General features: G+C 73.8%; 14 protein-coding genes. 8 read left to right on the top strand and 6 right to left on the bottom strand.

What is annotated here, in order from left to right; genetic code table 11:
• Nucleotides 1-117: 117 nt before the first annotated feature.
• The 3 genes from ACGGZK_RS17520 to ACGGZK_RS17510 are packed head-to-tail and all read right to left on the bottom strand — an operon-like array spanning nt 118 to nt 4,083.
• On the bottom strand, nt 118-1,614 hold the full coding sequence (locus ACGGZK_RS17520; protein ID WP_395243899.1) for an APC family permease: 1,497 nt from the start codon (nt 1,612-1,614) through the stop codon (nt 118-120).
• Between the two features lie 46 nt (nt 1,615-1,660).
• Nucleotides 1,661-2,851, bottom strand: a complete 1,191-nt coding sequence (locus tag ACGGZK_RS17515; protein ID WP_395243898.1) for an acyl-CoA dehydrogenase family protein — start codon at nt 2,849-2,851, stop codon at nt 1,661-1,663.
• Nucleotides 2,848-4,083, bottom strand: a complete 1,236-nt coding sequence (locus ACGGZK_RS17510; protein WP_395243897.1) for an acyl-CoA dehydrogenase family protein — start codon at nt 4,081-4,083, stop codon at nt 2,848-2,850. Before ACGGZK_RS17510 ends, ACGGZK_RS17515 begins: the two co-directional genes overlap by 4 nt.
• A gap of 137 nt (nt 4,084-4,220) precedes the next feature.
• On the opposite strand from ACGGZK_RS17510, the gene ACGGZK_RS17505 reads away from it, so the two are divergent.
• The 3 genes from ACGGZK_RS17505 (at nt 4,221) to ACGGZK_RS17495 (ending at nt 8,263) form a co-directional block, all read left to right on the top strand.
• The gene (locus ACGGZK_RS17505; RefSeq protein WP_395243896.1) at nt 4,221-5,609 is read left to right on the top strand and encodes an LLM class flavin-dependent oxidoreductase; all 1,389 of its coding nucleotides are present in this window, start codon (nt 4,221-4,223) and stop codon (nt 5,607-5,609) included.
• A 69-nt stretch (nt 5,610-5,678) separates the two neighbouring features.
• Nucleotides 5,679-7,586 (top strand): helicase HerA-like domain-containing protein, encoded by a 1,908-nt coding sequence (locus tag ACGGZK_RS17500; protein WP_395243895.1) that lies wholly within the window; start codon nt 5,679-5,681, stop codon nt 7,584-7,586.
• The gene (locus ACGGZK_RS17495; RefSeq protein ID WP_395243894.1) at nt 7,583-8,263 is read left to right on the top strand and encodes a GNAT family N-acetyltransferase; all 681 of its coding nucleotides are present in this window, start codon (nt 7,583-7,585) and stop codon (nt 8,261-8,263) included. Before ACGGZK_RS17500 ends, ACGGZK_RS17495 begins: the two co-directional genes overlap by 4 nt.
• Before the next feature lie 61 nt (nt 8,264-8,324).
• On the opposite strand, the gene ACGGZK_RS17490 is transcribed toward ACGGZK_RS17495, so the two are convergent.
• On the bottom strand, nt 8,325-8,786 hold the full coding sequence (locus ACGGZK_RS17490) for a hypothetical protein (protein ID WP_395243893.1): 462 nt from the start codon (nt 8,784-8,786) through the stop codon (nt 8,325-8,327).
• Between the two features lie 287 nt (nt 8,787-9,073).
• Between ACGGZK_RS17490 and ACGGZK_RS17485 the strand changes: the two genes are divergently transcribed.
• Genes ACGGZK_RS17485 through ACGGZK_RS17470 form a run of 4 tightly spaced genes read left to right on the top strand, consistent with a single transcriptional unit; the run spans nt 9,074 to nt 12,467 of the window.
• A complete protein-coding gene (locus tag ACGGZK_RS17485) occupies nt 9,074-9,469 on the top strand; it encodes a molybdopterin-binding protein (RefSeq protein ID WP_395243892.1) in 396 nt (131 codons plus the stop codon).
• A gap of 33 nt (nt 9,470-9,502) precedes the next feature.
• A complete protein-coding gene (modA, locus tag ACGGZK_RS17480) occupies nt 9,503-10,339 on the top strand; it encodes a molybdate ABC transporter substrate-binding protein (RefSeq protein WP_395243891.1) in 837 nt (278 codons plus the stop codon).
• The gene (locus ACGGZK_RS17475; protein ID WP_395243890.1) at nt 10,336-11,199 is read left to right on the top strand and encodes an ABC transporter permease; all 864 of its coding nucleotides are present in this window, start codon (nt 10,336-10,338) and stop codon (nt 11,197-11,199) included. The genes modA and ACGGZK_RS17475 overlap by 4 nt, the downstream gene beginning before the upstream one ends.
• Nucleotides 11,196-12,467, top strand: a complete 1,272-nt coding sequence (locus tag ACGGZK_RS17470; RefSeq protein WP_395243889.1) for a sulfate/molybdate ABC transporter ATP-binding protein — start codon at nt 11,196-11,198, stop codon at nt 12,465-12,467. Before ACGGZK_RS17475 ends, ACGGZK_RS17470 begins: the two co-directional genes overlap by 4 nt.
• 83 nt (nt 12,468-12,550) lie before the next feature.
• Here ACGGZK_RS17470 and ACGGZK_RS17465 read toward each other — a convergent pair whose 3' ends face one another.
• Nucleotides 12,551-12,943 (bottom strand): hypothetical protein, encoded by a 393-nt coding sequence (locus ACGGZK_RS17465; protein ID WP_395243888.1) that lies wholly within the window; start codon nt 12,941-12,943, stop codon nt 12,551-12,553.
• 138 nt (nt 12,944-13,081) lie between these two features.
• On the opposite strand from ACGGZK_RS17465, the gene ACGGZK_RS17460 reads away from it, so the two are divergent.
• Nucleotides 13,082-14,113: a dienelactone hydrolase family protein gene (locus ACGGZK_RS17460; RefSeq protein WP_395243887.1), complete on the top strand. Its 1,032-nt coding sequence runs from the start codon at nt 13,082-13,084 to the stop codon at nt 14,111-14,113.
• 37 nt (nt 14,114-14,150) lie between these two features.
• Here ACGGZK_RS17460 and ACGGZK_RS17455 read toward each other — a convergent pair whose 3' ends face one another.
• Complete coding sequence (locus tag ACGGZK_RS17455) at nt 14,151-14,360, bottom strand: hypothetical protein (RefSeq protein WP_395243886.1); 210 nt, start codon at nt 14,358-14,360, stop codon at nt 14,151-14,153.
• Nucleotides 14,361-14,403: the final 43 nt, after the last annotated feature.

Raw genomic sequence — 14,403 nt, 5'->3', positions numbered from 1 at the left:
CGGGGGAGGATGCCCCGCGTACGCGCGGTCGGCCGAGCCCGGCGCGGAACGCCGAGCGCCCGGGCGCCCGCCAGTCGCCTGACGGTGCACCCGGGCGCGGAGCCGGCATCCGCCGGCTCAGTCGAGCTCGACCGCCGGCCGGGCGCGGGCCACGATCGGACCCGCGACGAACGCGGCCGCGAACAGGGCGATGATGCCCCACGAGAACGGCCCGTAGCTCTCCTCGGCGACCAGCACCGGGAGGTTCTGGAAGATGATCACGGTGAACGCGAGGAGCCCGAGGAGGCCGAGGCCCGGCGCGACGAGCGTCTTCCAGCGGCCGAGGCCGTGCGCGTCGCGGCGGAAGATCGCGAGCACCGCGACGCTCGTGAGCACGAGCAGCAGCACGATGCCGACCGACGAGATGCCGCCGAGCCAGGTGTAGAACTGGGCGATCGGGTCGAGCCCGAGGAGCACCGCGACCACGATGAGCACGGCGACCGTGGCCGACGCGGTGACCGAGGCGCGCGCGGGCGAACCGTGCCGGGCGTGCGCGTCGCCGAGCGCGCGGGGCAGCACGCCGCGTCCGGCGAGCGTGAACACATACCGCGCGACGATGTTGTGGAACGACAGGATGCACGCGAACAGGCTCGTGACGAACAGCACCTGGATGATGTGCGCGCCGACCGTTCCGAGGTACTGCTCGGTCGTCGTCGCGAGGATCGTGCCGGCGTTCTCGGTGGCGTTCTCGACGATCGTGCTCTCGCCGTTGGCCGTGACGAGCACCCAGCTCGAGACCGTGTAGAACAGGCCGATCGCGATGAGCGCGATGTACGTCGCGCGCGGGATGGTGCGCTCCGGGTCCTTCGCCTCGTCGCGGAACACCGCCGTCGCCTCGAACCCGATGAAGCTGAGGATGGCGAACAGGATCGCGAAGCCGGGCGCACCCGACACGATCTCCGACGGCGTGACGAACGCGGTCGAGAAGCCCTCGGGGCCGCCGCCGGAGAAGATCACGGCGGCGTCGAGCGCGAGCACGATGAGCACCTCGGCGATGAGCAGCACGGCGAGCACGCGGCCCGACAGCTCGATCTTGAAGTAGCCGAGCAGCGACACGACGACGAAGCCGACGGCCGCGTACACCCACCACGGCACGTCGGGGACGCCGTAGCTCTTCAGCAGCTCGTTCGCACCCGGGCCGAAGAGGCCGAACACGCCGGCTTCGAGGGCGAGGTACGAGAGCAGGGCGGCGAACGCCGCGCCGAGGCCGGCGCTGCGGCCGAGTCCCTTGTCGACGTAGGCGAAGAACGCGCCGGCCGACTTCACGAACGGCGTGGCGTTGGTGAACCCGACCGCGAAGAGCAGCAGCACGGCGGTCACGACGATGAACGTGAACGGGAAGGCCGCGCCGTTGCCGAACGCGATGCCGAGCGGCACGGGCCCGCCGATGACGCCGAGCGGCGAGGCGGCCGCGACGACGATGAAGACGATGCTCGCGACGCCGAGCGAGCCGCGCAGGCGCCGGAACTCGGGCGGGACGACGGCCGCCTCGGGAGCGGTCGACGAGCCGGTCGGCGCCGAGCCGGTCGGCGCCGACGCGGCGGCGGCCTCGTCGGTCGTGGTGGTGTCGGTCATGGCGGGGTCCTTCGGGGTGGAGGGGGACGGGAGGGTGGGGCGGAGGTCAGGCCGGGGCGGCCGGTGGGACGCCGATCGCCCACTCGTAGGGCGGTTCGGCGTCGTTGACGAGGGCGTCGCCGACGATGCGCGCCTTGAAGGCGACGGGGTTGTGCGAGGCGACGGTGCGGGCGTTCCGCCAGTGACGATCGAGCGCGAGGCTCGTCGAGGTGGCGGATGCCCCGAGCGCGTCGAACAACCGCGTCGCCGAATCGAGGGCGAGCGGTCCGACGGTGAGCTGGGCCCGGGCAGCGGCGAGCTCGGCCGCACGCTTCGCGTCCGCGCGCACCTCGGCTGCGGCCCCGCGCACGTCGTACGCCGCCTGCAGCGCCGCGGCGGCGTGCAGCACGATCGCCTCGGCCGCGAACGCGTCGGCGTCGATGCGGCCGACGATCTCGAGGATCTGCGGGTCGTTCCGCGTGTGCGCGGCGTTGCCGTGGCTGAACGTGCGGGCGCGGGTGGCGACCTGCTCGGCGGCGTCGACCGCGGCGGCGCGGGCGATGCCGGCCTGTACGGCGACGAGCACGAGCTGGTACAGCGCGGTCTGGTAGTCGAATCGCTCGGCGAACGGGTACACGTGCTCGGCGTGCACGGGCGCGGCGTCGAACACGGCCGTGCCGCTGCCGGTGAGTCGCTGGCCGAACCCGGTCCAGTCGTCGGTGACCGTCACGGCGTCGCCCGCCGTGGAGACCAGCGCGGCGACCTCGACGCCGTCGGGCGTGACGGCGGTCGCGTCGATCCACTCCGCGAAGATCGAGCCGGTCGTGTAGTACTTGCGACCGCTGATCGCGAAGCCCTCAGCCGTCGCGTCGAGCTTCGTCGCCGTGGTGCCGACCACGACGTTGCCGATCTCGGTGACGGCGTTGCCGACGAGCTCGCCGTCGGCGAACCGCCGGAGCCAGGCGTCGCGCTCGGCGGAGGCCGGGGCGTTCAGCCGGTCCTCGACGAACGCGAGGTGGCCGCGCAGCGCCTGCGGTACGTGCGGGTCGACGGCGGCGAGTGCGATGAGCAGGGCGAACAGCTCGGGCAGCGTCGCGCCGTCGCCGCCGTGCTCGACCGGCACGCGCACGCCGGTGAACCCGGCGCGCTTCAGCGCGTCGATCGCGGCGAACGGCAGTTCGCGGTCGAGTTCGCGCCGGAGGGCGCCCTCGCCGATCTCGGCGAAGACGGGGGCGTACTTCTCGAGGAGCGCGCTCACGTGTAGAGGCTCACGGGCTGCACGGTGCCGTTCAGGAAGTGGGCGCCGACCTCGATGCGCTTGTAGTCGACGGGGTCGTGGAGGCTGTGCGTGCGGATGTTCCGCCAGTGCAGGTCGAGCCCGGTCGCGGTGGTCGTCGAGCTCGCACCGGTGACCTCGAACACGCGGTTCGCGACCTCGAGGCCGACCTCGGTGGAGACGACCTTCAGCGCGGCGACCGCCACCTCGAGCTCGGCACGGTCGTCCTCGGTCGTGGCGAAGCCGAGGGCCACCGCGGCGTCGTACGCCTGGTCGAGCCGGTCGGCGAGCGCCTCGACGGCGGCGGTGCGGGCCACGAGCTCGCCGAACACGCGGTGCGTGACGGGGTCGTCGGCGTACCGCTCGACGCCGGAGAGGAACCAGGAGTTGCGGCGGGCGCGGGTGATCTCGCGCGCCTGCGCGAGCGCGCCCTGGGCGATGCCGAGGTAGACGTTGCCGAAGAGGAGCTGCACGCCGGGGGTGACGACCGTCGAAAACGGCTCGCCGAGGTCGACGCCCACGAGGTCGTCCGTGCCGATCGGGACATCCGTGTACTGAATGCCGCCGCTCGCGGAGGCGCGGTAGCCGATGTTGTCCCAGTCGCCCACGTGCCGGATGCCGTCGCGCGTCGTCTCGACCGCGAACACGAGGAACTGCCCGTCGCGCTCGCCGCCCTCGGCGACGGCGCCGGCGATGACGACGTCGGCGACGGCCGCGCCGGTGGCGAAGGCCTTGCGGCCGTTGAGCCGGTAGCCCGCGCCGTCGGCGACGAGCGAGAGGTCGGGGCTGACGGGGTTGAATGAGTCGCTCCACACCCAGTTCGCCTCGGCGCTGCGGCGCAGCCAGGCGGCGGTCGTCGCGTCGTCGGCGCCGTAGAAGACGGCGCAGGCCTGGTTCAGCCAGCTGTAGCCCAGGATCTGGGCGATGGATGCGTCGACGCGGGCGATGATCCGGGTCACCGCGAAGGCGGTCTCCCAGTGCGCGCCGGCACCGCCGAGGTCCGCCGGCACGAGGAGGTTCGCGAGGCCGGAGTCGCGCAGGAGCTGCACGGGCGCGACGGGCAGCGAGTTCGCGCGGTCGCGCTCGACGACGTCGACGGCGAGGGCGTCGGCGACCTCGCGGGCGATCGCGCTCCAGTGCGCGAGTTCGTCCGCCGAGGCGTGGCCGTGCCACGGGGTCGTGCGGTCGGTGGCGGTGGGTGGTGCAAGGGTCATGGCGCCAGAGCGTCGCGCAATCCGGCGGCGCCCGCCAACTCGGCGCAACATGGTTTCGCTCCGTGACGCCGCGTGTCGACGCGGTCGGCGCGCGCCGGGCCTTCGGCCACGATGGTTCGGTCAGAAAGGCGGACCCCATGTCGCAGCGACCCATCCGATTCAACGCGTTCGACATGAGCTGCGTGGGCCACATCTCGAGCGGCCTGTGGCGGCACCCCGACGACCAGGCCCACCGCTACACCGACATCTCCTACTGGACCGAGCTCGCGAAGCTCCTCGAGCGGGGCGTGTTCGACGGCATCTTCATCGCCGACGTGCTCGGCACCTACGACGTGTACGGCGGCACCGCCGACGCGGCGATCCGCCACGGTTCGCAGGTGCCCGTCACCGACCCGCTGCTGACGGTGTCGGCGATGGCCGCGGTGACCGAGCACCTCGGCTTCGGCATCACGGCGGGCACGGCCTACGAGCACCCGTACCCGTTCGCGCGCCGGCTCTCGACGCTCGACCACCTCACCAAGGGCCGCGTGGGCTGGAACGTCGTCACCGGCTACCTGCCGAGCGCCGCACGCAACATGGGCCACGACGACCAGCTCGAGCACGACCAGCGCTACGACATCGCCGACGAGTACCTCGAGGTGCTCTACAAGCTCTGGGAGGGCTCGTGGGAGGACGACGCCGTCCTGCGCGACCGCGAGTCGGGTGTGTTCACCGATCCGGCGAAGGTCCACGCGATCGAGCACGAGGGCGCGCACTTCAAGGTCCCGGGCATCCACCTGGTCGAGCCGTCGCCGCAGCGCACCCCGGTGATCTACCAGGCGGGCGCGTCGAGCCGCGGCATCGCGTTCGCGGCCGAGAACGCCGAGGCGATCTTCGTCGCCGCGCCGAGCAAGCGCGCCGTCGCGAGCCAGGTGCGCCAGCTCCGCGACGCGCTCGAGGCGGCCGGCCGCGACCGGTACGCCGCCCGCATCTACGCGATGGCGACGGTCATCGTCGCCGAGACCCCCGAGGCCGCGCGCGCGAAGGAGCAGGAGTACCTGTCGTACGCGAGCGACGAGGCGGCCCTCGTGCTCATGTCGGGCTGGATGGGCGCCGATCTCTCGCAGTACGACCTGGACGACCCGATCGGCGACGTGCAGAGCAACGCCATCCAGTCGCTCGTGACCTCGTTGCGCGAGGAAGCCGACGCCGGCGAGACGTGGACCGTGCGCACCCTCGCCGAGCGGGGCAAGATCGGCGGCTTCGGCGTGCGCATCGTGGGCTCGGCCGAGGAGGTCGCCGACCAGCTCCAGACGTGGGTCGAGGAGACCGACGTCGACGGCTTCAACCTCAGCTACGCGATCACGCCGGGCACGTTCGAGGACATCGTCGAGTTCGTCGTCCCCGAGCTCCAGCGCCGTGGCGTCTACCCGACCTCCTACGAGGAGGGCACGCTGCGGCACCGGCTCCACGGCCGCGGCGACCGCCTGCCCGACGAGCACCGGGGGGCGAACTACCGGATCGGCTCGCGCGTCGCCGCGGGCTGACGACTCGGCCTGATCCCGGCCGCGGCGGGCGCCCGATCCGGGCGCACCCGCCCCGGCTAGGATCGGCCCATGGGGGACGACGCGGTCACGCGAGCACAGGAGGCGGCGGCCGCGGCGGCCGCCCAGGCGGCGGAGTTGCAGCGCCAGGCGCAGGAGGCGATGCGGCTGGCGCAGGAGGCCGCAGCGGCGGCCGAGGCCGCGGCTGCGGCGGCCGCGCAGCAGGCGGCGACCACGCCGGCGGCGCCATCGGATGCTTCGCCCCGGGCGTCGAGCCCGGCGGATGCCCCGCCCGAGGCATCCGCACCACCCGAGGGCCCGCTCGACGAGACCGCCGTCGAGGCCATCCGCGCCGGCTACGCCTTCGAGGGCGCGGCGCTCGAGCTCGGCGCGCTCGTCAACGGCGACCCGCGGCCCGACGTGCAGGTGCGCATCCCGATCGCGATGACCAACCGGCACGGCCTCGTCGCCGGCGCGACCGGCACGGGCAAGACCCGCACGCTGCAGGGCCTCGCCGAGCAGCTCTCGGCGCACGGCGTCGCCGTGTTCGCCGCGGACATCAAGGGCGACCTGTCGGGCATCGCGACGCCGGGGGAGGGGAACCCGAAGCTGCTCGCCCGCACCGAGGGCATCGGCCAGGCGTGGGAGGCCGCCTCGTTCCCGGTCGAGTTCTTCTCGCTCGGCGGCACCGGGCGCGGCGTGCCGATCCGGGCGACGGTCGCCGGGTTCGGGCCGCTGCTGCTGTCGAAGGCGCTCGGCCTGAACGACACGCAGGAGTCGAGCCTCGGGCTGGTCTTCCACTACGCGGAGGACGCGGGGCTCGCGCTCCTCGACCTCGACGACCTGCGTTCGGTGCTGCAGTACCTCGTGAGCGACGACGGCAAGGCCGAGCTCGAGGGGCTCGGCGGGCTCAGCACGGCGACGGTGGGGGTGATCCTCCGCGAGCTCGTGGCGTTCGCCGAGGCGGGCGCCGACGTGTTCTTCGGCGAGCCCGAGATCGACACGGCCGAGTTCCTGCGCACGGCCGCCGACGGCCGCGGCATCGTGAGCCTCCTCGAGGTGCCGGGGGTGGCCGACAAGCCCGCGCTGTACTCGACGTTCCTGATGTGGCTGCTCGCCGACCTCTTCAACGACCTGCCCGAGGTCGGCGACCTCGACCGGCCGAAGCTCGTGTTCTTCTTCGACGAGGCGCACCTCCTGTTCGCCGACGCGTCGAAGGACTTCCTCGCGCAGGTCGTGCAGACCGTGCGGCTCATCCGCTCGAAGGGGGTCGGCGTGTTCTTCGTCACGCAGACCCCGAAGGACGTGCCGGGCGACGTGCTCGGCCAGCTCGGCTCGCGCATCCAGCACCAGTTGCGCGCCTTCACGCCCGACGACGCGAAGGCGCTGCGCGCGACCGTGTCGACCTACCCGAGGTCCGCGTACGACCTCGAGGAGGTGCTCACCACGCTCGGCACGGGCGAGGCGATCGTCACGGTCATGAACGAGAAGGGCGCCCCCAGCCCGGTCGCGTGGACGCGGCTGCGGGCCCCGCAGGCCCTCATGTCGCCGACGCCGGATGCCTCGATCGACGCCGCCGTCGCGGCGTCGCCGTTGCAGGCGAGGTACGGCACCCCGGTCGACCGGGAGTCGGCGCACGAGCTGCTCACCGCCCGCATGAATGCGGCGGCGGCCGCCGCGCAGGCCCGGGCGGATGCGGCCGCGCAGGCGAAGGCCGACGCCGAGCTCGCGAAGCAGCAGGCGGCCATCGACCGGCAGCGTGCGAAGGACGAGCGGGCCGCGCAGGCCGAGTACGACCGCATCATGAAGCAGACCGGCGGCTCGTCGAGGTCGGGGCGCACGGGTTCGCAACGCTCGGGGTCGTCGCGCTCGCGGAGCGGCTCGTCGAGCGTGCTCGAGCAGGTGCTCGGGTCGAAGGCGACGCGCGATGTGCTCACGAGCGTCGTGGAGGGTATCTTCGGCACGAGGAGGCGCCGATGACCGAGCCCACGACCCTGCCGAGGACCGAACCCGCGATCCGCCCGTACCGGGCGAGCGATCGCGATCGGGTCCGCGAGATCTGCCTGCTGACCGCCGCGGGCGGCGGCGACGCGACCGGGGTGTACTCCGACGACGACCTCATGCCCGAGGTGTTCGCGCTGCCGTACGTCGACTACGCCCCCGACCTCGCGTTCGTCGTCGCGGAACCCGCCGCCGAGCCGGCCGTCGGGGCCGAGCCCGGCGAGGAGCGCGTGCTGGGCTACATCATCGCCGTCGCCGACACGGCCGACTTCATCGACTGGTACCGGCGCGAGTGGGCCCCGGGCTTCCGGGCGAGGCATCCGCACGCCGGGCCGCCGACGGGCCGCAACCCCGGCTTCACCGAGGCGCAGCTGCTCGAGGCCGGTGGCGACCCCGAGCGGATGCGCATCGCCGAGCTCGACCGCTACCCGGCGCACCTGCACATCGACGTGCTGCCCGAGCTGCAGGGCCAGGGCTGGGGCCGACGCCTCATCGACACCCTGCGAGCGGCGCTCGCCGAGCGCGGCGTGCCGGCGGTGCACCTCGGCATGGACCCGGCGAACGTGAGCGCCCGCGCGTTCTACGACCGGCTCGGCTTCCACGAGCTGCCGTCGAGCCGCCCCGACGCGCCGCTGCTGGGCATCGCGACGAGCTGATCGTCGGAACGTCCGCGGAGCGCGGGAGCGCGGGTGCGGCGGACCGGATGCCCCGCGCCGCTCAGCGACCGAGCGAGAACCGCTCCCACCAGTAGAGGAGCTGCGGGTCGCTCGCGCGCAGCTCGGTGCGCGTGACCGGGTGCTCGCGCACCTGCATCGGCACGTCGAGGGCCGCGGCGATGGCATCCATCGACTCGGTCTCCCAGTAGTCGCCGCGGAGACGGAGCAGGCAGCGGCCGTCGCGGCCGACGACGAAGAACTGGTCGGTCGTGTCGAGGCTCACGCCGCGGTAGGTCTGCAGGCGGACGATGCGTTCGATCTCCCGGGCGGGCACGACCTGCACGCCGCCGAGGAAGCCGGTCTCGACGAGGCCGTAGCGACTCGCGGTGACCTCGGTGCGCCGGTAGCGCAGGGCGGCCCAAGCGAGCGAGACGACGAGCACGATGGCCGCGCCGGCGACGATCGCCCGCGACACCGGGTCGTCGAGCAGCCAGCCCAGCACCAGGAGGAGCGGGATCGACAATGCCCCGGCGGAGAGTCCGACATCGAGGCCGAGTGAGCGACGCGGCCTCAGGGTCAGAACCCTGAGGCCGTCGCCCCCTACTGCCGACGGCGTCGAGACGGGGCCCCCTGCGTCCCCATTCCCCGTTTGCACCAACGCCGCTGACATCTCTTGAATCATCCGTTGGCCGCGAGCGAAGCGCTATTCCGCATTAGGGGGACACCGGGTCCCCCGGGCGTTTCGCGTAACCGCAGACACGGGTGGAAATGCGAGTTTCACGCCGCGATCGCGGCGGATATGCTGCATCCATGACGCACTATCGGATTTCCGAAGCCGCCGCCGTGCTCGGGGTCAGCGACGACACCGTGCGCCGCTGGATCGACGCGGGCACCCTGCCGGTCGAGGTCGACGAGCAGGGCCGCCGCGTCGTCGACGGCCCGGTGCTCGCGGCGCGCGCCGTCGAACTCGCCCAGTCGCCCGACGACCCGACGAGCGTCGGACGCAGTGCGCGCAACCGCTTCCCGGGCATCGTGACCCGCGTGCTCGTCGACGGGGTGATGGCCCAGGTCGAGGTGCAGTCCGGTCGGCACGGCGTCGTCTCCCTGCTCTCGGCCGAGGCCGTGCACGAACTCGGCCTCGAGGTCGGCTCGCCCGCGGTCGCCGTCGTGAAGGCGACGAGCGTCCTCATCGAGACGCCGCGCTGACCCTCCCGTCCGACCTCGTCCCCGAAGGAACCCATGCGCACCGATCGCTCCGCTCACTCACTCGTCCGCATCCGCCGCAGCCTCGCCCTCGCGGCCGGGCTCACCGCGCTGGCGGCCCTCGTCGGCTGCGCCGGCACCGCCGACGGCACCTCGGCCTCGCCCGAGGCATCCGCCTCGGCCACGCCCGAGCCCACCGGCGAGCTCACGGTCTACGCCGCCGCCTCGCTGACGGCCGCGTTCGACGAGCTCGCGACCGAGTTCGAGGCCCTGCACCCGGGCGTCGACGTGCTGCCCATCGTCTACGACGGCTCGTCGACGCTCGCGACCCAGCTCGTCGAGGGCGCGCCCGCCGACGTGTTCGCGTCCGCCGACGAGCGCACCATGGCCACCGTGGCCGACGCCGACCTCCTCGACGGCGAGGCCGAGCTGTTCGCCACGAACACGCTGCGCATCGCCACGCCGGCGGGCAACCCCGGCGGCGTGGAGTCGATCGACGACCTGGCCGACCCCGCCCTCGCGGTCGTGCTCTGCGCGCCCGAGGTTCCGTGCGGCGCGGCATCCCACCAGCTCCTCGACCTCGACGGGGTGACCGTGGCGCCCGTCAGCGAGGAGCAGAACGTGTCGGCCGTGCTGACGAAGGTGAAGGCGGGCGAGGCCGACGCCGGGCTCGTGTACGCCACCGACGTGGCCGCCGCGGGCGACGCCGTCGAGTCGATCACTCCCGAGAACGCCGACGAGGTCGTGAACCGCTACCCGATCGCCGCGCTCGCCGCGGCGCCCAACGCCGAGGCGGCGGCCGCCTTCGTGGCCTTCGTGCTCGGCCCGCAGGGCCAGGCGCTGCTCGCGTCGTACGGCTTCGGGGCGCCATGACCCCGACGGGACCGCGCCGGGCGAGCGCGACGCGTGCGGCGCGCGCCTCGCACACCGAGCCCTCCCCGCTCGGCGCGATCCCGCCGTTCGTGCTCGTGCCCGCGGCCGTCGCGGTGCTCGTGCTGCTGCTCCCGCTGGTCGCGCTCGTCGCACGGGTCGACTGGGCGACGCTCCCGGCGGACCTCACGGCACCCGCGACCCTCGAGGCGCTCTGGCTCTCGCTCACGACGGGCGCGATCGCGACCGGCTGCTGCCTCGTGCTCGGCGTGCCGCTCGCGGTGGTGATCGCCCGGGCCACGCCGCGGGTCGCCGGCTGGCTGCGCGCCCTCGTCACGGTGCCGCTCGTGCTGCCGCCCATGGTCGGCGGCATCGCGCTGCTGTTCCTGCTCGGCCGGACCGGACTCGTCGGGCAGTCGCTCGACGCCTGGTTCGGGCTGCGGCTGCCCTTCACGACCGCCGCCGTGGTGATCGCGCAGACATTCGTCGCGCTGCCGTTCCTGGTGCTCTCGGTCGAGGGCACCGTGCGGGCGAGCGGCATCGGGTACGAACGCGTGGCGGCGACGCTCGGCGCCTCGCGATGGACGACGTTCCGCCGCGTGACCCTGCCGCTCGCAGCTCCCGGGCTCGTGGCCGGCACCGTGCTGTGCTTCGCCCGCGCGATCGGCGAGTTCGGCGCGACCGCCCTGTTCGCCGGCAACGCGGCCGGCACGACCCGCACGATGCCGCTCGCGATCTACACCGCGTTCAACGGCGCCGGCGTCGGCCAGGGCACCGCGGTCGCCCTCTCGCTGCTGCTGCTCGTCGTCGCGATCGCCATCCTCGTGCTGGTGCGCGGCTGGCGACCCGGGAGCGCGTCGTGAGCGCGGCGCCCGGCGGCCGGAGCGGCGCGTCCGTCCCGCGAGCGGACGGGGGAGCGGGGCCGGATGCCTCGCGCGGCAGCCTCGTCGCCGACGTCCGCCTCGCCCGGGGCGACCTGGAGCTCGTCGCCCGCGTGCAGGTGCGACCCGGCGAGGTCCTCGCCCTGCTCGGCCCGAACGGCGCCGGCAAGTCGACGCTCCTCGCCGCGCTCGCCGGACTGCTCCGGCCCGACGCCGGGGTGGTGCGACTCGACGGACGCGTGCTCACGCGGGTCGCCGGATCGGAGCCGGGCCCGGTGATCCCGGGCGACGCACCCGTCGCGGCAGCCGACCCCGCCGTGCACGTCCGCCCCGAGCACCGCCGCATCGGCCTGCTCAGTCAGGAGCCGCGGCTGTTCCCGCACCTGACCGCGGCCGCGAACGTCGCCTTCGGCCTCCGGGCCGGCGGCATGCGCCGGCGCGAGGCATCCGCCGCAGCCGACGAGTGGCTCGATCGCGTCGGGCTCGCCGGCCTCGGCGGCCGACGGCCCGCCGAGCTGTCGGGCGGCCAGCGGCAGCGCGCCGCCATCGCGCGCGCGCTCGCGGCGGGGCCTGCGCTGCTCCTGCTCGACGAGCCGTTCGCGTCGCTCGACGCCGAGGTCGCGCCGGCCGTGCGCCGGCTGCTGCGCGAGCAGCTCGCGGAATCGGGCACCTCGGCCATCGTCGTCAGCCACGACGTGCTCGACGCCGTCGTCCTCGCCGACCGCACGGCCGTGCTCGAGCGCGGCCGCATCGTCGACGAGGGCCCGACCGCGGCCGTGCTGCAGGCGCCGCGCAGTCCGTTCACCGCCGCGCTCGCCGGGGTGAACCTCGTGGCCGGCGTCGCGGCCGACGGCGGAGTGATCGCGGGCGGGCACCGATTCGTCGGCTCGGGCGTGCCCGAGGGCGGGAGCGGAAGCGGGCGTGACGGCGGCGACGGCGCGCGCGCCATGACCGCCGGCGGGCCGACGGTCGAACCCGTGCCCGACGGCGCGGCCGCGGCCGCGGTGTTCCGGCCCTCGGCGGTGCTCGTGTCGACCGTGCGACCCGACCACACCAGTGCCCGGAACGTGTGGCCGGCCACCGTCACCGACCTCGAGGCGGTGCCCGGCGGCATCCGGCTGCGCACCACCGCGCCCGACGTGCTCGTCGACGTGTCGGCGGCGGCGGTCGCGGAACTCGGGCTGCGGCCCGGGTCGTCGGTGTGGCTGCAGGTGAAGGCGGCCGAGACCGGCGTGCACCGGCTGCACTGAACACGGCACTGAGCGGCCGGACGCGAACGGCGTCGCGCGGTCCTGGAACCGCGCGACGCCGTCGACGTGTGATCAGGCGACGATCAGGACGCGAGCGCCTTCGCCTTGAGGGCGTCGTACTCGGCCTGCGAGATGGCGCCGCTCGCGAGGAGCTGCTGGCCCTTCTCGATCTCGGCGGCCGGCGACGCGCCGCCACCGCTGCCGGCGACGTTGCGGATGTAGTCGGCGTTCGCCTGCTGCATGCCCTGCGCGCGCTCCAGGTTCCGCTGGGCCATCGACTGGCCCCGCGCGATCAGGTAGATCAGCGCGGCGAGGAACGGGAACACGATCAGGAAGATGATCCAGAGCGCCTTGCCCCACCCGTTCAGGGTGTGGTCCCGGAAGAGGTCGATGACGATCGAGATGAAGATCCAGATGCACGCGAACAGGATGTAGAACCAGAAGAGCCAGACGAGGAAATCCCAGAAGTTGTTCATGCTCGACCTTTCGTCGGGACGGCAAGGCGAGTCCCCCTCGGACGGCCCCCGTCACCGGGAATCCTAGGGTCGGCACGACCCCGGACTCAATGGTGATTCCGGCCAGTCGTCGTTCCCGGCATGCGGCAGCATGGCCGGGTGAGCGCAGCGAGCCCGATCGAGGGGTACGAGGACTGGCCGGCCACCGCGTGGGGCACGGCGCGACGGCGCGTCGGGATGCCCCGAGCCGACGCCGTGGCCGCGGCGATCGGCGTGCCGGTGCCGCCGACGGCGGTCGCACCTCGCGTCGTCGATCGCGTCGAGGCCGACGGGCTGGAGGTCACGGCGCTGGCGTGGCCTGCGGGCTACGGTCCGGAGACCCGCGCGTTCCTGCTGCGGCCGGCGGGGGAGCGGGGCATCCTGCCCGGGGTGCTCGCGCTGCACGCCCACGGCGGGCAGTTCGCGACCGGCGCGCTGCAGCTGGTGCGCGCCGATCCGTGGACCGAGCCGGCGCACGACGCGTTCCGCGACCGCTACTTCGACGGGCTGGCCGCCGCGAACGACCTGGCACGGCGCGGGTTCGCGGTGCTCGCGCACGACGCGTTCCTCTGGGACTCCCGCCGCGCCCGCCGTTCCCGTGTCGAGCGATCGCCGCAGACCGAGGAGACGATCTCGAAGGCCGCCGGCATGCTCGGCACGACCCTCGCCGGCATGGTCGCCCATGACGACCTCGTCGCGTTCGACGTGCTGGCCGGGCTGCCGGGCGTCGACGCCGACCGCATCGGCGCGTTCGGCTTCTCGGGCGGCGGCGGGCGCGCGTGGCTGCTCGCCTCGCTCGAACCGCGCCTGCGGGCGGTCGTGCAGTCCGGCATGACGGCGACGTTCGACTCGCTCGTGCCGGACTACCTCGATTCGCACTCGTGGCTGCTGTTCGCGCCCGGCCTGCGGCAGGTCGCCGAGTGGCCGCTGGTCGTGGACCCGGCCGGTGGGGCGCACGCGCTCGTCCAGGCCGACACGGCCGATCCGCTGTTCCCGGCCGACGGCGTGCGCGACGCGGTGCGGATGCTCCGAGCCGCCTGGTCGCCCGACCGCCTGCGCGTGGCCGTGCGCGACGTGGGGCACGTCTGCGACGCCGAGATGCAGGCCGAGGCGTGGGCCTTCCTCGCGGAGCGCCTCGGCGCGGGCACCTGAACGGGGTGCCGGCGCGACCGGGTCAGGCCGGACGTCGCTACGCCGACTTGTCGACCCAGGTCACGCGGGTCGAGTCGTTGTAGACGTAGGCGAAGCTGCTGGCGCCCTTACCGGGGATCGTGATGATGCCCCGGCCGGCGGCCACCGCATCCTCGATCTGCGACCGGACGGCCCGCCACGCCGCCTCGTCGGAGAACGTGAACTTCGCCGGCGGTTCGCCGATGTAGAGGGTGACGTCAGTGGCCATGCGGCGATGGTAGCGGGAGGCCGAATCTCACAGCGTCCATGAT

The organism is Agromyces sp. MMS24-K17 (genome assembly GCF_043950245.1).
In the GTDB taxonomy this organism is placed as follows: Bacteria; Actinomycetota; Actinomycetes; order Actinomycetales; family Microbacteriaceae; genus Agromyces.
Note: the sequence above shows the minus strand (reverse complement) of the source record. Positions and strands in the feature narration are given on the sequence as shown.